The sequence below is a fragment of the Kluyvera sp. 1366 genome (assembly GCF_054823405.1).
Genome location: NZ_JBTRDW010000001.1, coordinates 369039 through 385654, shown reverse-complemented (window position 1 = coordinate 385654; position 16616 = coordinate 369039). Strand labels below are relative to the sequence as shown.

Genomic DNA, 16616 nt, shown 5'->3' with positions numbered 1-16616 from the left:
CAAGACCTGGCCTGGCTGATTCCAGGCAGTATTACGTCAAAATCAAGGTAGAAAAATTACCGATTATTTGACGTTGAAAAACGGACTGCTTTTTTACCTCTTGCTTGCTCTCCTGACGCTGGTTTTTATGCCAGGGCTGCCACATGCGCAAGGAAACGTGCTGACGCTGGCCCCGCGCATTGAAGTCAATCCGCCGCCGGTGACCTTTGCCGCGAATGTTCGCGCGTGGCTGCTAACGCATCCCGTGGTGCGCGTCGGCGTCTGGGGCGCGTCACAACCGCCGGTTAGCTTGGGCATGGAGCGTGGACAGTTGGCGGGCATTGACGCAGATTACCTGGCGCTGCTCGAATCGACGCTACAGGTACATTTTGAGCTGACTCACTATCGCAGCCGTGAAGAGGCGATTCGCGCGATGAATCATAAAAAAGTCGACATGCTGGCGATCTGGACACCCGATCTCTCGCCGCACATGTCGGTGCATGCTTCATTGCCATGGCTAAACGACCGAGCGGTGATCGTCACGCGCGCCGGACAGCAAGCGCCGCGCGGTAAGCTGCCGTTACTTATGCTGGATAGTCAAACGCTGCCAGATATCAGTCCTTCGCCGGAAGCGTTTGAAGATTACTATCAGGCGATCAATTCCATCGCCTTTGGTCAATCCGCTGCCGCCGGTTTTAGCCATGCTACCGCCAGCTATCTTCAGCGTAATAATCAACTCGATAATCTGTGGCTACTGCCGCATCCTTCACTCGGCGAGTTCCGGCTCACTTTTGGCGTGCCGGCTGCCGAACCGCAATTGCTGAGCGCCATCAATAATGTGCTCACTCATCTGCCGCTGGTAAGCCGTTTGCGCATTGCACAAGGCTGGGGCATGGATCGTGAAGCGGTGATCGGTCATCCCGCGTTATCACTCTCGCCGGAAGAGCTGACATGGAGCCAGCAAAATCCGGCCATCACTGTATTGCTGGATGGTCGTCGCGAACCTATCAGTTATATCAGCCAGCAAGGTGAACCCTCTGGACTGGCGGTCGATGTGCTGCGGCACATCAGCGAGCGCTTCGGCTTACAGTTCAACTATCAAATAGCTGAAGACGATGCACAGCTGACCGCGCTGTGGGTGAAATATCCGCAGGCGGTGCTGGCCAGCAGCCTAACGATACCGGGGGAACCGGAAGCCGCCGATCTGTCGATGACGCAAAGTGAGCCCTGGCTGGTGACGCCAGCAGTGCTGGTGATGCAACGCAACACCATTCAGCCTGCTTCACTGCACGAGCTGGAGGGCGAGAGAATTACGATCCAGCAGAATAATCCGCTGATTCCGTGGCTGGAAACCTGGTATCCCACGTTGCAACTGATCGTCACCGACACGCTGCAGCAGGCGCTGGTGCTGGTCAACAACGGCGAGGCGCACGGCGCGATTGGATCGCAATTCTCGGTACAGTATCAGCTGAAGCGCAACCCATTCCACCGTCTACACCAGTCGCTTTCGCTGCCGGTAAAACCTTACAGTGTGGGCTTTGCCGCCCAACGCGCAGACTCACCTGCTCTCAGTATTCTCAACAAAGCGCTACAACAAACGCCTCCCGATAGGCTGATGAGTATGGCCAGTTCCTGGCGTGACACACTCCTGGCGCCGGATCAGAAATCAGCACGCGCGTTTTCCCCCACCTTAATCGCGATCACCATGTTGCTGGGGTTGCTGCTGTTCCTGTTGGTAGGCTGGTGGATTGGTCGATTGTGCCAGTCGCTAAAGGCCCTGCGTGAACGTCTCAACAGTAATCAAACCTTGATTCGTCAACTGCAGGAAGCCAAAGCAGAGAATGATCGGGTGCTCGCGGCGCGTAACGCGTTTATGAAGAGCATGGGCCACGAAATTCGCACCCCACTCAACGCCATCACCGGCCTGCTGGAGTTAGAGCTGGAGCGATTACACAGCCAACATCAGCACAATGAAAATTTGCAAACGGTGTATGAATCAGCCTGCTCGCTGCTCTCCATCACCGGCGATGTGTTTGATATTTTCCGCGCCGAAGCGCGTGATGAACAGAGCCGCATCCGCGTGGTGAACCTGCCTTCATTACTGCGCAGTACGGTGGCGCTATTTCAGCAGCAAGCTGAGGAGAAAGGTTTGCGCCTGCATGTCACACTCGATCCCCATGCGCCGCGCGTGGAGTTCGATCCGCTGCTGATCATTCGGATCACCTCCAGCCTGTTACGTAATGCCATTCAACACACTCAGCAAGGCGATATCACGGTGACGCTGTGCTGTGAAACGCAGGAACCTAATGGCTATTTACCGCTGGCGATCGCGGTTAGCAATCAGAGCGACGGCTTGCTGGCCGAGCGCTGGGAAAGCTTGCAAGGCGCTGACGATACGCGCGCCTGGGCGGAAACCGGCTTTAGCCTGGCCGCCTGCCAGCGTATGGCGCAGGACGCCGGTGCGCAGCTCAAAGTCAACAGCGTTGCCGGTGAAAGCAACAGCGTGAGCTTGCACTTCTCTGCGGCGCCGGTAAACGCATCGCCAGCTGCACCGCGCGCTCCGGCACAGCCCACCCCGAAAGTGCTAATTGTTGACGATTATCCCCCCGCTCGTCTGTTACTGAGCCAGCAGTTGCAAAAGGCAGGTTGCGAGGTACTGAGCGCGTTGGATGGCCAACAAGGTCTGACGCTTTGGCAGCAACATCGGCATGAGATTGGATTAGTCATTACCGACTGCACCATGCCGCAGATGGACGGTTTTGCCATGAGCCTTGCGATTCGGCAACAGGAGAAAAACCAGCAGCTGGCAGCAACACCCATCTACGCTTTAACAGCGATGAGCAGTTTTGATGCCGCCGAAGATTGCCGCAGCGCAGGCATTGATGGCTGCCTGACCAAGCCGATTACGCCAACAGAGTTACGTGAAATTCTGGCGAGTTGTCTGCGCACAAAGGAAACCACAGATTCCGCCCAGCGCGCCGGCTTTTAACCCTTCACTCCTCTTCGGCGATATCACTCAGAACCGCTGCACTCCCCAGCTGCGCCTGATAAGCTTTCAACCGCGTGACCAGCTCACTCAAACGTGGCTGCAATGCGTCGCTTTGCTGCTGTGGATCGCGGCAGGCGATCTCCAGCTGCAGACAGGCATCAGCCAACCGATGCTGGCGGGCGATACGTACGCTGCCCGCGATGCGATGTACCAGATCGGCAATTTCAGCACGATGATGGTCGAGGTTGAAATCGTCTAACTGCGCCAAATCTTCCGCCAGCGTGGCAACCATTAAATCGCGCATGGCCGCTTCCATCTGGCGATCAACATCGCTACTCTCTGGCGCCGCAGGCACGGTGACGTCCGCTGGAGATTTTTCTGCGCCAATCGCGCGCAGTGCGGCCGCCAGGCTGCTGATCGAGCAGGGTTTAAACAGACAGCTGTTCATGCCGGCTTCCAGGCAGCGTTTGATTACCACATGCATGGCATTCGCGGTAAAGCCCATGATCCAAATCGGTTCACGCCCTAAATCTTCTTCCGATTCACGAATAATCTCGGTTAGTTGATAACCATTTAAACCCGGCATATTGCAGTCGGTGATCACCACATCGTAATTGCCACGCTGCCACATCTGTAATGCTTCATGACCATCAGCGGCCAAATCCGCCTGTTGCCCCAACCAACTCAACTGTTTCGCCAGCAGCATACGGTTAGCTGCGTTATCATCCACCACCAGCACCGAACGGAGCGGCAGTTTTTCATTCTCTTCCGCTTTCTCTTCCAGCTCGAGGCTCTGACTTTCCGCCATCGGCAACATCAACGTAGCGCGGGCGCAGGTTCCCACACCTTTTTCACTGCTCAGCGTTAAGGTTCCGCCCATCTTTTCACAAATGGTACGGCTGATATAAAGACCAAGCCCGGTTCCGGCGCGGCGGTTATCGGCCTGGCTGAAGGGTTTAAACAGCGCGGCCTGCTGTTTTTCATCAATACCAATGCCGCTGTCCTGCACTTCAATCACCAGATACACGTGGCCGGCAGCGACATCTTTCCGTTGGGTGAGTGTCAGTGAGACGCCGCCCTGATCGGTGAATTTGATCGCGTTGCTTAACAGATTGGACAGCACCTGCTTGATGCGCAACGGATCGGCGAGCACCTGCTCCAACCCATCTTCGGGAATGTGCCTGGTCAGCGTGATATTTTTGTCAATCGCTAGCCCCTGAAACACCTTCATCAGGTTATCGATCAGCTTGCCGGGATGCACCGCTTCCGGATGATATTCCAGCTGGCCGCCTTCAATGCGCGAGATGTCGAGGATATCGCCAATCAGCCCCACCAGACTTTCCGCCGAATCGTATGCCACTTCTAATGCCTGCAAATCCTGCTCGCCGCTGCGCCCTTTTTTCAGCGCCATATCCAGCATGCCGATAATCGCATTCATAGGTGTACGGATTTCATGGCTCATGGTCGAGAGAAATACTGATTTAGCGCGGCTGGAATCTTCTGCCCGCTCTTTGGCCTCGCGCAGTTCGGCAAACAGCGCTTCACGCTCGGAGATGTCCATCCAACCGGCGATAACACCGACCACGTTGCCATCGCTGTCGTTAAACGGCTGGATCCACTGATAAACGGTGACGCCAATCGAAGAATCCGGGTTGTCCCACAGGTCATAACGGCGATCTTCAACGATCGGAACGCCAGTTTTTACCACATCAATCAGCTGATTGTGATAAAACGCCGCCTGCTCTGGCGTGCGTAAGCCGGGATGTTCGGGCATGGTTTTGCCCAACGCCTCTTCATAAATCACACCGGTTTCCACTAAATAGCGCTGGTTACAGTAGGTTAAACGACCATCTTTGTCGCGCAGTGAAACCGGGAACGGCATGCTGGTGACTAACGCTTGTAGCTGCGCCAGCTGCACATTCAGTTCACGCCGCAGCTCGGCTTTTCGGCGAATAATTTGTCGCTGATACAGCGCCCAGCCAATCACCATCAACATGAGCAATACAAAAAAGATGATGCTGGCGATCAGCACCCCCTGATAGCGCTGCCAGAAGCTGTCGTAAACAATCAGATCGCTGGGGCGCCAGCGGTTCGCCAGCTCCTCAATCTCAACCGGCGGAATGCTCAGCAGCACTTTATCGAGAATGCTGCGCAGTTCGGGGTCGGCGCGTCCAACGCCAAACGAAACCCACGCGGGCGAACTGCCAATCGCGCTGACCATCTTTAACTTATTCTGGAAGTGAGTTTTGATCTGATAATCCACCATCACCAGAATATCGACGCCCGCATCGGCCTGGCCTTTTTCCACCTTCGCCATCATTTCTGTGATGTTCTGTACCGGCACAATCTCAATTTCCGGATAACGCGCATGCACCGTATTTTCGACGCTGGTGTTGGCGACCATCGCCAGCCGCTTGCCGCGCAGATCGGGCAGCGAATGAATATCGTTGTTACCCACGCGCGTGGTCAGGGCAAAGGTGCTGCGCAGATAAGGTCGGGTAAACAGAATTTGCTGCTCGCGCTGAGCGCTGGGAGTCAGCGAGGCGAACATATCAAAATCGGCGCTGTTGACGCGGTTTACCAACTCTTGGGAGGTATCCACGGTTTCAAAACTGAAGCGCAAGCCGGTTTTTAATGTCACCAGCGTAATGAGGTCGCTCACCATGCCACGCAGCGCGCCACTCTGATCGATAATGGTCATCGGCGCGGCTTTGTCCTGGCTGAACATCACCATTTTTATCACCGGATGCGCCATCATCCACTTACGTTCCTCAGCGGTGAACGGTGGGGTATTCAGCGACTGGTTCATCCCCACCATGTCGGGCTGCCAAATACGCAACAGTTCGTTTTTCTCTTCCTGCGGCACGTTACTGATTGCACGATTCACCAACGTTTGAAGTTCTGTCGCCTGCTCGGAAAACGCAAAACTGATCATCTTCTGCGGCAGCTGGCTAAAGCGGACCATGCGCAAATTATTTAAAAAGTTACGGCTGAGGGAAAAACTGTTGCCCAGATAGACACGCGCGGCTCCAAAGGAGACGGCGCTCAGCGCATCCTGATAATTTTCATACATGCGGAAATTAGCGTGCGGATAAGCCTGACGTAGCAGGCTTAAAGGCAGATAGGTCTTCACCACGGCCACATCAATATTGTGGAGATCGCCGGGCAGAGGGTCGTTATCGTTGGCGCGCATGCCGAGAACCGGTTGTTCGCTGGCATAAGGATCAGAAAAAAGCAGCGGGCTCTCATCCTGCCGCGCAGTGAGCGACGGCACCAAATCGATCTTGCCACTTTTCAACGCATTGAGTGCTTGCTCCAGCGACGCATATTGCTCAATGTGCAGCGTTAAGCCGAGCTGTTTAGCTACCAGTCCAGCATAGTCGGCGCTCAATCCTTCATATTCGTCCCGCATGTTAGTCATGCCATAAGGCGGTGACTCGCTGGGAAAAATGCCCATTACTAACTGCTTTTTATCCTGCAGCAGATGACGGTCTTCCGTCGAAAGCACTAGCGGTTTGAGCCCCTCAAATGAGGCGCGAGTCAGTAAATGAAACTCTTTCGCCTGCACAGGAACCCGCGCGGCACAGAGCAATATCAGGAAAATGCAGCAAAGCGTACGCATAGCACCGGCTATTTGATCAGGTTGTTACGACGGGCAAAATCGATTAGATCGATCAGCGACTGCGCATTGAGCTTCTGCTTTAGACGATGTTTATAAGTGCTGATCGTTTTTTCACTCAGCAGCAATTGTTCGCCAATCTGTTTATTACCCATGCCCTTACCGATGCTAACTAACACGCTCAATTCACGATCGGAAAGTTGCTCTAACAAGCCGTCGTCATCATGATAGCTGTCAGTTTGCTCATACGATTGATAGGTTGATTGCGGAAAAAAACTGTACCCGCGCATCACCATTTTGATGGCATCTAATAATTCGCTCATATCATCAGATTTGGTGACGAAGCCATCTGCACCGGCTTGTTTACAGCGCTGGGCAAAATGGCTGCTGGACTGCGATGTCAGCACTAAGATCTTTAGCGACAAATTCAGGGTGCGCAGCCGCTCCAGCACCTGGAAACCATCAATTTTTGGCAGCCCAATATCCAGCAGCACTAAATCTGGCAAACATTCCCGTGTTTTCTGAATAGCGTCGACACCGTTATTGGTTTCGGCCACCACTTCCATCTCATTGCGTTCCAGCAACATTTTTACGGCAAATCGGATAACCGGATGGTCATCAACAATGATTACTTTTTTCATAGAAATGAGATCCTGATGACTACGCTGAGCGGGTTATCAATGAGTTCCCAGGGCGGATTACACTATCCGGTTTTAACAGAATGGTCTGTAGGAAATTACTTATGCTTCCTATTCCTGACCCTGAGCTTTTCAGCAGTTTTGCGCCAATCCGATCCTACTCGTCCTGCTGTAACAATATAACTTAACAACACATTTTACCAAATTGTAGGACTCAGAGAATTTTTACCCAGCGGGAAGATGGATGTGAGTCGTGGCATAGCTTTTTTCTGATACGCCCGTTGCAGAACGGTGCATAAGGATGAGAGGCGTGACCTGTGAATGAGCAGAACACTATTTTTTCAAAGTAGATAAAAATCTCGCTAACGCTGTTTGTACGAAATGCCTTACATAATTGCGATTCCACTCTGATGGAGTGCCGGTAAAACAATTATTAAAATGACGTCCAATCCCTAACTTTGCCTTTAGCACATTCCACTAAACGCGTGAATTCGAGTTTGTCATGAAGAAAATTATCGTCGCTATATTATTTTTACTGATTAATACCACAAGCCAATTGGCTTGGGCAGATCGCTGTGATTATGATCCCGGTTCTGGCCCGGTAAATTTAACTGTTCCGCTTTCAGTTGCGAATATTTCAGTTGGCGCTGACGTTCCGGTTGGCTCGACAGTGCATACCCTTAAGGTGATAGGCAGTACAGGTAAACAACCTTGGTTAGTTTGTCGTCCTGAAGGAACATCAAATGGGTTCAGTATTGACCAGTATCTTAGCCTGACCAATGCACCGGCATTAGTTCCGGGCTGGACTGGAAATTATGCGGGCGCAGTATTTCAAACAGGTGTTCCCGGCCTAGGTGTCGCCATTGTCAATAATGACGGTACTACCGCCAATCAAGCCATTACCACTTCAGTGGTAAAAAAGTGGACGACGCCGGTGGGAAATACAGCCTATCATTTTTATTATGGTAACTCATTTACTCTTCATTTTATTAAGACCGGCCCAATGAGTGCAGGCACAGTTAATGGTGCACAGCTGCCAACCGTTTTATTAACCACCGGATCTGTTACGCCTGTAGTGAATATTCCTGATACGCCCTATCGACTTAACTTCTCCGGCAGTCTGAATGTGATTGCCGCCAGTTGTACCACACCCGATGTCAACGTCAACATGGGCAAATGGGAAATCAATAGCTGGTTTGGTACAGGCAAAGCCAATGCCACCTCATGGGTGCCATTCGATATTCGATTGACTAACTGCCCAGCATTTCAGGGTAATTATTCCAATCCCAGCGCACCGCCTACGTATCATACTGGCAGCGGATTTGCCGCAGGAACTTGGGTGACGAATAGTATCAAGATTAGATTCACACCGAGTAATGGGGTCATTGACGCCGCTCAGGGTATTATGAGTCTGGACAACAGTGCTGATTCCGCACAAGGTATAGGTATTCAAATTGCCGACGGAAAGGTTTCACCTGCACCGGTCAATCTCAACCAGACGCTCGATAAAAATATGGCCAGTAACGCGGTGGGGACGGTTTTACTGCCTTTCTCCGCGCGCTATATCAAAACAGGCGGCACCGTTTCACCTGGTGTTGCAAATGGTAAAGTGATTTTCAATATAAGCTATTACTGATTAAGCATTGTTAAATGAGCGGGAATAAGGTTGTATACCTTATTCCCTTTTTTATATCTGAATCCCATCATGTTAGTACGAAACGTGCAAACCAACCGTTTTGGTTAGGTCGCAGTCAATCGCGTTCCATTCACCTGCAATACTCAACGATAGGTCGTCGTAATAATTCCTTTCTGCTTTGTATTATCAATCCACACTAACTTCATACTGCCTTGATGACTAGGCAAAGCCTTGAATCGGACATCAGAGTGAATTGCTGAAATACGCGGTTGAGTGGTTCTGGGACAATGGGTCTTAACGTTTTTTTGCTGCAAGGTTATCTCGCACGTCTCTTCTTTTAAATAACCCTGAAAATGAAGCGTGCTGCCCGAAGCTGGCACATTGGCTGAATATAAGCTGGTGAGAAAGGCAAACAGGATGGCGTTGCGGGGAGTCATGTTGTGGCCTCTTATCAAGAATGACACCTTAATAATCGGCCAGATTGGGTAAAACTAAAGTTTTTAGAGATGTTTAATTGCCCGGCGGAGTTGCTCCATCAGGCACTTGACATTTAGCGACCACAAACTGCATTAAAGGATTGCAGTGCAGGTTTGCTGTTTTTTGCTTCAGGCATACGTTTGTATGGTAACTGACACGATTGATTGGCATCGTTACCCCAGCGCACCGTCAATTTGCCCTGCTCTTGTTCTACCAAGGCGTATGCCTGTCCTGCCTGACCCACGGAACCCACCTGCTTGCCTTTGCTGTCCAGCACATCGGCGCCAAACGGTAAGGGTTTGCCTTGCCAGTTCGCGGAAATCAGTATTGGCAGACCACGGTGCGCCTTGTATTTCACTTTCACCACCGCACCTGAATAAGGTGCGACGCGTGAAGAGGTGTTCTCAAGCTCCACGCCCGCTGACGTGCCTTTGGGATCCACCACGATCTCATTCATCTGATAGGGATTGAGATAAGGTACCAGCGCATATCCGCTGTTATCGACAAACACGCCCGGATAGGACGACACGCTCGCGCCCTGCGCACCTTTGGCTTCCACCAGTGCATAGGTATCGCCGGTGTACGGGCTCAAGGTTACACCACCGCTGTGTGCCACGATCGTACCATTAAGTCCCACAGAACCGCTCTGGTAACCTTTACCCGTACTCAATGAACCGCTGAGGTTAGTAGCACTGGCGCGATATTGTCCATTGAGCGAGCCGCTGCTGCCATCACCTGCCGCAGCATGACGCGCCGTTGCGCCATAGCTGAACTGGTTATCATCTCCCGCCGTACCGGCGATCGAGGCGAGTTGCCCCCAACGCCCATCATTGTCATGTGAAAGTTCAGTGCGTAATAGCGGCGTATGGCGTTGATTATCACTACCCAACGGCATACTGAAACTCAGCAAGTAACTGTTTTGCGAGCTGCCATAGCTGCTGTAGCTACGGTTGACGGAAATGCCCCATGACACGGAACCAGTGCGATTGTTATAGCCAAGCTGGAACTGTTTCTGGTTGCCTTCACGATTCCAGTAATCCTGCATCGAGCCACTGAGGTAGACATTTCCCCATATATCCGGCAGCGTTTGTCCGGCGGTGACCGAGAAACGATTTTTGGCACGATATACGGAATCCAGGCTAGCGCCACGCTGTAGCACATCACGGCTTTGCATCGCTGTCATAAAATCCATATAACCGGACGTTGAGAAGCGGTAAGCAGCGATTGACAGATTACTGCCGCTTTCCGGCACCGCTTTGCTGTAGCTAATACGGTAACTTTGCCCGGTCATGCTGGCATCTTGCTGCTCATCAACATTGCGCAGATGGGTGCGTGCCTGCGTAATATCAAAAGCAAAAGCACCCAGAGGTGTACCTAACGCCGTTCCGCCTTGCAGCGCATAATAATTCTGGCTCGCCTGCAATCCTGCGTAACCGGTAACATTGTTAGTTAAGCCATATTGCCAAGTGCCCTGATAGAGCGCGACGTCATCACGAATGTAGTTGGCACGCAATTTACCCGCCGTCACGTTATAGCGGGATGTTCCTGGGCGCAGCAATTGCGCTACCGCTGCATAAGGCACGCGGAAACTGCTTTTGCTGCCATCCGCTTCAATCACCGTTACCTCGAGATCGCCACCGTAGCCGGTAGGATAAAGATCGTTGATTAGGAACTCGCCCGGCGACACGGTGGTTTCATAAATCACCTGACCTTGCTGACTAACCGTTACGCGTGCGTTGGTGCGCGCGATACCGCGAATTTCCGGCGCATAGCCGCGCTGAGATTCCGGCAACATGCGCTCGTCGCTGGCCAGTTGAACGCCACTGAACGGCAGCGTATCGAAAATCACACCGCTGGTATTTGATTGCCCGACGACAAGGCGTCCACGCAATGGCACTACATCATGCTGTACATAGGTATTAAGCGACTGATAACCGCTGCCGCCTTGTTGCTGCCAGTTGTAGTTGCCGTTGTGACGCAGGTACCAACCGCCGATGTTCAACCCTGCGTTCACGCCGCCAAAGAAGGATTTATACACCTGTCCCGCCGAGCGGCTGGTGTAGGCATTGGTCGAGTATCCCAACATGAAGGCCGGGATCCCTTCATCCCATAACGCTGGATCAACGTAATCCTGTGGCACCTTATTCAGATAGATTTGCGGAATGGAGATGTCGAGACGCAACTGGTTGCTGTCGTAGCTCACGCTGGCGTCCGGCAATACAGACGTTAAATCGCTGCAATCCTTTTCACTCGTGAGCAGATCCGCAGCCGACGCGGGCAGCGCCGAGGCATTAAACGGGATCTTTTTCAGCAATGATGAAGGTATGCAGGCGCGAACTTGCTTATCTGCCATCTCGCGGAAGTTGATATCCTGATTGGCAATCAAGTGTTCATTAACGTACACCAACGTGCGATAGGTGCCCGGTGTAGCCGATGCGCCCTGGTTAAAGCGCGCCAGATCAATGGCTCCCCCTTTGCTGACCTGTAAAAAACTGGCGTCAAACTCCGCCTCTTCAGCGGCAAAGGCTTGATTTGCGCCACTTAATAACGCGGTAAACACCGCGCTCGCTAATAAGGTGTAACGCAGTGGCATTGAAGATTCTCTGGTAAAAGTCATAAGCGTGCCTTCCGGCACGTCCTGACATGCCGGCTATAGGAGATAGAGATTCAAGAGAGAAGTTATTTAATGGCAGCGGTAAAAGGCTGAACGGCCCCGAAATCGTTAACGTAGTCGCCGCTTACGTTGGCACCTGCGCTGGCGCTGATTTTGAAAGTCAACGAGGAGAGTGGCGGCACCATTTCACCGTCAATCGTGCGTCCATTCACCGTAACCGTCACTAGCGAGACGTTGTAAGGCGTTGGATTGCTGGCTTTCAGCTGGCCATTACTCACAGACCAATTCAGCGATTTCACCGCTTCATTCGCATCGCCCTTCAGTCCTGCTGGACGATAAAACAGTTTGATACGGGTGCGGAACGCCATCTGTAAGGTATTAAGTTCCGCCTTGTCTTTGGTTTTAGCCGGAATCTCCAGCACGTTTAGCCATGACACTGATTCACGATCGTGTGCAAACGCACCAGAATTGCTTAAAGACAAACGTAAAGTCTGCCCTTTCCCTGCATCAACACGGTTCACCGGTGGCGTGATGATGTAAGGCGTTTGAATGTTCTCAGGTGTCGCATTGGCATCTCCGTTATCAACCCAGCTTTGGATCAACACGGGTGAAGCTCCCACGTTTTTCAGTTGCACGGAGACTTCTTTGTCATCCTGATGATAGATAACGCGCGTACCGGTAATGACGATGCTGGCTAATGCCTGGCCACTCATTAAAGTTGCCCAAAGCAAAGCAAAAAAAGGCAGGGTTTTGTTACGGGAGATGTTCATGTTGAAATCCTGAGAAAGAAAGGTGGGATTTCTCCCACCTGACGATGACTACTTATACATAATTGAGTAAACGACGTTGCTTGATACCAAACCCGGGGTGGTGGCATTTTCGGCGTAATACTGCACGGCATAGCTCAGCGTTCCACTTCCGGAGGCTACGTCGACGAAGGAATTGTTTGTGATTTGATTCTGGTTGCCCGCCTGAATCACGTTCGAGTTGTCCCCATCCAGCAACTGCAGGCTAACGTTGGTTGCACCACCGTTGGGGGCCGTGACCGTATTTTTCAGACGACCGGTTACGGTGTCCACTGTTGCACCCGCTTCGAAGAAGGCTGATGCCGTTTTCAACGTGCCGCTACAGTTATTCAGCGCCATGTTGAAGCCGGTACGACCCGCAACCTTAGACGCGGCTTTCAGGTCGGCAGTTGATACTATTGGCAGCTGGATAGTGGCATCTGCCCCCTGGCCGTCAACGATAACGTCACAGGTACTGGCAGTCAGTTCACCATTAAAGGTGATGGTACCGTCTGATGCCTGAGACGACGCGCTCATCACCAGCAGAGCCAAAGCGGAAGCAGCGAAAATAGATTGAGTAGTTTTGCTCACGAGAATGATTCCCTGTTTGTCGTTTTTACGTGGAGGCTAATCGCTCCGGTCCTCAGACTGAGTACCCTTAAGAAGACCTGGTGTTGCTTAAGGGAAGGTGTCCGTCTGATGGCGTAAAGATTACGGTTTACAGGGGATGTCAGGTATCAGAGCGGAGGCCTACATTTGTCAAGATAGGCTGTAATTCTTGTAGTCCATTTTGTAGGCCGCTGTAGTCCAATGTAAGCATTGATGCGGGCGTCAGGATTTATTGAGCAGAATGCTGCTCGAGGTAATCAGCAATACTGGCATTGATCTCTTCAACTGCTGGAGAGACTTCCGACCACAGATTGGCTAAGAAGATGTTGTCAGGGGGAGATTGCAGGCAGGCTGTTTCTAGCTGGCGACAGGCATGTTCAGCGCGACGAGCGCCGGTGATCTGCGCGGCTCCGGCAATACGGTGCACGCTTTTGGCGAGTTCACCACAATCCGCGCGGGCATAAAGCGCTGCAGCTGCGTTTAAATCCGTGGAATTACTTTTTAGTGTCATGGCAAGCATGGCGCAAAGCAGGGATTCATCGTGGCCAGTTAACGTGCGCAGGCGCTCCAGGCTAAGTAGTGAATCTAAGGGTTTTGCAGATTTAGCCAAGAGAGCCTCTTTCTGTGCAACGCAGCACACTAATCGAGATGATGACGACGCGCGAAATCGATTAATTCGAGTGTAGAACTCAGCGCCAGTTTGGTCAGGATGCGGGTTTTGTAAGTACTGACAGTTTTGTTGCTGATGTGCATGATCTCAGAGATATCGATCACTTTCATACCGCGCGCCAGATGCTGCAGAACCTGAAATTCGCGGCTTGAGAGATTTTTAATCGCATCCACTTCCGCTTCGGGCATTTTATTGGTGCCCTTATTATCGCGGCGCTTCAGCGGGAAGTAGCCGTAACCGCGCATCACGGCGCGCACCGCATCACCCAGCTCTTCCAGATTATTACGCTTACCGACAAAACCATCGGCCCCGGTGCTCATACAGCGACTCAAATAGTGGTCATCATCGCGAGCGGTTAACACCAGAATGCCACCGCGATATTCCGCTGCGCGCAATTTCACGATCAGCTCAATGCCGCTTAGTCCAGGAATATCGAGGTCAAGCACGATGAGATCGGGATGATGTTCGTTGATCATTTTCAACGCCTGGTGGCCCTCTTCCGCTTCGGCTACCACCGTATGCCCATCTTTTTCCAGTAAAAAACGAACCGCAAGACGTGCGACTGGATGATCATCAATTATCAAAATACTCGCCATCTTCACCTCTTCTACGACGACAGGAGTTGTTCCATGTAGTTTAAAATAACTTACCAATAAAACAATCAGATAAGCGGTGCGATATTCCCAATTCCGGGGAAATGTCCTACAAAATGGGCGAAATGGATGACAAGCCAAATTTGCAAAAGTAAAACGATCGGTTTACTTTTTAAGGATGAAAAAGAAACTCGATATCATCAATGCCGCCGAGCGGCTGTTCTATCTCAACGGCTTTCACGCCATCAGCACCGATCGCATTTGCAGCGAGGCGAATGTCTCGACGCGCACCTTGTATCGCTATTTCCCCTCGCGTGAAGCGCTAACGGCCGCGGTGCTGGAGGCGCGACAGGATCGTTTCTTCGCCGCGTTGCAATCGCCGGACCATCCGCAAGCGGTCAGCCATATGTTCGATGCGATGGCCGACTGGATGCAGCAATACGGCAATAATGGCTGCTTGTTTCTCAAGGCATGGGGCGAATACGCCGGAGAAGATGCCGCGCTAGCTGAACAGGCGCTGGCTTACCGCCACAAGATGCGCGATTACATTGCACGCGCCATTCAGCAGGCGCTCGGCAAGCAGCATGTCGCGCTAGCGGATGCGGTTTGGCTGCTGTTTGAAGGTGTGCTGACTTCCGCGCTGATCATCGGCGCGGCGCAGGCGTGCGAAGCCGGTAAAAACGCCGCGCTGCAGCTTATCGCGTTCAGTGAACAGACATGAAGGGTACGGCGCTCGGCATCACCGGATTTGCACTTATCGCGGTGACCTACGGTATGGCGCGTTTCGCCTGGGGCTTGATGATGCCCGAGGTGATGCACGACATCCCCTTTACCCGGCGCGTTTCTGGCGTGCTTTCGGCCTGTAGCTTTGCCGCTTACTGTGTGGCGGTGTTGATCGCGCCGATGATGACCGCCCGCGCCGGGCCGCGATTTCCTGCTGCGGTTGCCGCGCTGTGTGCCGCGTTGGGTTTGTTGATCATCGCGAGCGCGGTATCGCCGTGGATGCTGGGCGTCGGATTGTTTATCGCTGGCGTGAGCGCCGGTCTCGCCTCGCCTGCGTTAGCGAGCGCCGTCAGCCAGCGTATTGAGGCTGAGCAACAGCCGCAGATGAACACGGTTATCAATGCCGGAACCAGCATGGGCATTATGTTGTCAGTGCCAATTTTGTACTGGCTGCCCGGCGGCTGGCGCATCGCCTGTGCGGTTTTTGCCGCGCTGGCGATGATCTGCCTGGTGCCGATTTGGCGCCTGCTACCCAATCACAGTGAAAACGCTCAACGTGAATCCTGGTTAAGCCACCTGCGGCAGCGTTCGCTGCAGCGCCTTATCTTCATTGCACTGTTCAGCGGCGTCGCCAGCGCGGCTTGGTGGAGCTTCGGCCCGGATCTGCTGCATCACATTCACGTCAGCGACCGCATGGTTAGCCTGTTGTGGCTCATCGCTGGCGCAGCAGGCATTATCGGCGCGCTCACCGGCCCGATGGCGAAATGGATGGGGATGAAGCGGGTTTATTGGCTGTCGCAATGCTGCCTTGCCGTGCCCTTATTGCTGCTGGCGTGCAGCCATCACTATTCAGCCTGGCTGTTTCCCGCCGTGGCGTTAGGTGGCGCGGCGTATGTTACGCTCTCGGGCGTGTTGCTGGTGTGGGGCGCAGAAGCAACTAAGAATGCCCCCGCCGTCGGCGTAGGCATCTTGTTCTTTATATTGGCGGCGGGTCAGGTGATGGGATCGCTGCTGTTTGGACAACTCTTTATGCTGGCAGGCGCGCCAACCGCATTAACGCTGTTTGCCGCGCTGCCGTTGCTAATGATGTTTGTTATTCGTCGTTAAACGGATCTTTTTTGTCGTCTTCACTGTCATCGCGCGTTCTGGGGATCTCACCGTGTTCGCTGGGATTGTCCTTGGCGGGATGCTTTTCATCATTCACGTCGCGTTTATCTTTAGGGTGATTGCTCATCTGAAGCTCCTTTGTTGATCACCCATTAAGTGTAGTTGATGGGGCGAGGC

Annotated in this window: 13 protein-coding genes; 4 read left to right on the top strand and 9 right to left on the bottom strand. The window is 52.7% G+C overall.

Annotated elements, in window-relative coordinates; genetic code table 11:
* The first annotated feature begins 127 nt into the window (after window positions 1–127).
* On the top strand, window positions 128–2968 hold the full coding sequence (locus tag ACVLVH_RS01785) for a response regulator (protein WP_498948543.1): 2841 nt from the start codon (window positions 128–130) through the stop codon (window positions 2966–2968).
* A 4-nt stretch (window positions 2969–2972) separates the two neighbouring features.
* On the opposite strand, the gene ACVLVH_RS01780 is transcribed toward ACVLVH_RS01785, so the two are convergent.
* Together ACVLVH_RS01780 and ACVLVH_RS01775 are read right to left on the bottom strand one after the other, a co-directional pair.
* Window positions 2973–6476 carry a transporter substrate-binding domain-containing protein gene (locus tag ACVLVH_RS01780; protein WP_498948542.1) on the bottom strand — a complete coding sequence of 1168 codons (3504 nt, stop codon included), beginning with the start codon at window positions 6474–6476 and terminating at the stop codon, window positions 2973–2975.
* A gap of 122 nt (window positions 6477–6598) precedes the next feature.
* Window positions 6599–7228, bottom strand: a complete 630-nt coding sequence (locus tag ACVLVH_RS01775) for a response regulator transcription factor (protein ID WP_110866877.1) — start codon at window positions 7226–7228, stop codon at window positions 6599–6601.
* A gap of 499 nt (window positions 7229–7727) precedes the next feature.
* On the opposite strand from ACVLVH_RS01775, the gene ACVLVH_RS01770 reads away from it, so the two are divergent.
* On the top strand, window positions 7728–8861 hold the full coding sequence (locus ACVLVH_RS01770; protein ID WP_192413011.1) for a fimbrial protein: 1134 nt from the start codon (window positions 7728–7730) through the stop codon (window positions 8859–8861).
* Between the two features lie 143 nt (window positions 8862–9004).
* Here the strand turns inward: ACVLVH_RS01770 and ACVLVH_RS01765 are convergent, their stop codons facing one another.
* The 6 genes from ACVLVH_RS01765 to ACVLVH_RS01740 all read right to left on the bottom strand — a co-directional run bounded on the left by ACVLVH_RS01765 (window position 9005) and on the right by ACVLVH_RS01740 (window position 14612).
* A complete protein-coding gene (locus ACVLVH_RS01765) occupies window positions 9005–9298 on the bottom strand; it encodes a YmdA family protein (protein ID WP_222183344.1) in 294 nt (97 codons plus the stop codon).
* A gap of 113 nt (window positions 9299–9411) precedes the next feature.
* Window positions 9412–11955 carry a fimbria/pilus outer membrane usher protein gene (locus ACVLVH_RS01760; protein ID WP_280173138.1) on the bottom strand — a complete coding sequence of 848 codons (2544 nt, stop codon included), beginning with the start codon at window positions 11953–11955 and terminating at the stop codon, window positions 9412–9414.
* Between the two features lie 62 nt (window positions 11956–12017).
* Window positions 12018–12722, bottom strand: coding sequence for a fimbrial biogenesis chaperone (locus ACVLVH_RS01755; protein WP_210080349.1), 705 nt, complete (start codon window positions 12720–12722; stop codon window positions 12018–12020).
* A 48-nt stretch (window positions 12723–12770) separates the two neighbouring features.
* A complete protein-coding gene (locus ACVLVH_RS01750) occupies window positions 12771–13274 on the bottom strand; it encodes a fimbrial protein (RefSeq protein WP_110866986.1) in 504 nt (167 codons plus the stop codon).
* A 301-nt stretch (window positions 13275–13575) separates the two neighbouring features.
* Window positions 13576–13956: an Hpt domain-containing protein gene (locus ACVLVH_RS01745; RefSeq protein ID WP_498948539.1), complete on the bottom strand. Its 381-nt coding sequence runs from the start codon at window positions 13954–13956 to the stop codon at window positions 13576–13578.
* A gap of 29 nt (window positions 13957–13985) precedes the next feature.
* Window positions 13986–14612: a response regulator gene (locus ACVLVH_RS01740; protein ID WP_110866872.1), complete on the bottom strand. Its 627-nt coding sequence runs from the start codon at window positions 14610–14612 to the stop codon at window positions 13986–13988.
* A gap of 175 nt (window positions 14613–14787) precedes the next feature.
* Between ACVLVH_RS01740 and ACVLVH_RS01735 the strand changes: the two genes are divergently transcribed.
* Window positions 14788–15330, top strand: a complete 543-nt coding sequence (locus ACVLVH_RS01735; protein WP_137387367.1) for a TetR/AcrR family transcriptional regulator — start codon at window positions 14788–14790, stop codon at window positions 15328–15330.
* On the top strand, window positions 15327–16439 hold the full coding sequence (locus ACVLVH_RS01730; protein WP_498948536.1) for an MFS transporter: 1113 nt from the start codon (window positions 15327–15329) through the stop codon (window positions 16437–16439). Before ACVLVH_RS01735 ends, ACVLVH_RS01730 begins: the two co-directional genes overlap by 4 nt.
* On the opposite strand, the gene ACVLVH_RS01725 is transcribed toward ACVLVH_RS01730, so the two are convergent.
* Window positions 16426–16566 (bottom strand): hypothetical protein, encoded by a 141-nt coding sequence (locus ACVLVH_RS01725; RefSeq protein ID WP_167391175.1) that lies wholly within the window; start codon window positions 16564–16566, stop codon window positions 16426–16428. The genes ACVLVH_RS01730 and ACVLVH_RS01725 overlap by 14 nt on opposite strands.
* Between the last annotated feature and the right edge of the window lie 50 nt (window positions 16567–16616).

Coding starts and splice junctions, on each gene's coding strand:
- ACVLVH_RS01760 (WP_280173138.1), bottom strand. CDS start 11,955: ATGACTTTTACCAGAGAATCTTCAATGCCACTGCGTTACACCTTATTA.
- ACVLVH_RS01740 (WP_110866872.1), bottom strand. CDS start 14,612: ATGGCGAGTATTTTGATAATTGATGATCATCCAGTCGCACGTCTTGCG.
- ACVLVH_RS01735 (WP_137387367.1), top strand. CDS start 14,788: ATGAAAAAGAAACTCGATATCATCAATGCCGCCGAGCGGCTGTTCTAT.
- ACVLVH_RS01730 (WP_498948536.1), top strand. CDS start 15,327: ATGAAGGGTACGGCGCTCGGCATCACCGGATTTGCACTTATCGCGGTG.
- ACVLVH_RS01770 (WP_192413011.1), top strand. CDS start 7,728: ATGAAGAAAATTATCGTCGCTATATTATTTTTACTGATTAATACCACA.
- ACVLVH_RS01750 (WP_110866986.1), bottom strand. CDS start 13,274: ATGAGCGCGTCGTCTCAGGCATCAGACGGTACCATCACCTTTAATGGT.
- ACVLVH_RS01765 (WP_222183344.1), bottom strand. CDS start 9,298: ATGACTCCCCGCAACGCCATCCTGTTTGCCTTTCTCACCAGCTTATAT.
- ACVLVH_RS01725 (WP_167391175.1), bottom strand. CDS start 16,566: ATGAGCAATCACCCTAAAGATAAACGCGACGTGAATGATGAAAAGCAT.
- ACVLVH_RS01755 (WP_210080349.1), bottom strand. CDS start 12,722: ATGAACATCTCCCGTAACAAAACCCTGCCTTTTTTTGCTTTGCTTTGG.
- ACVLVH_RS01775 (WP_110866877.1), bottom strand. CDS start 7,228: ATGAAAAAAGTAATCATTGTTGATGACCATCCGGTTATCCGATTTGCC.
- ACVLVH_RS01785 (WP_498948543.1), top strand. CDS start 128: ATGCCAGGGCTGCCACATGCGCAAGGAAACGTGCTGACGCTGGCCCCG.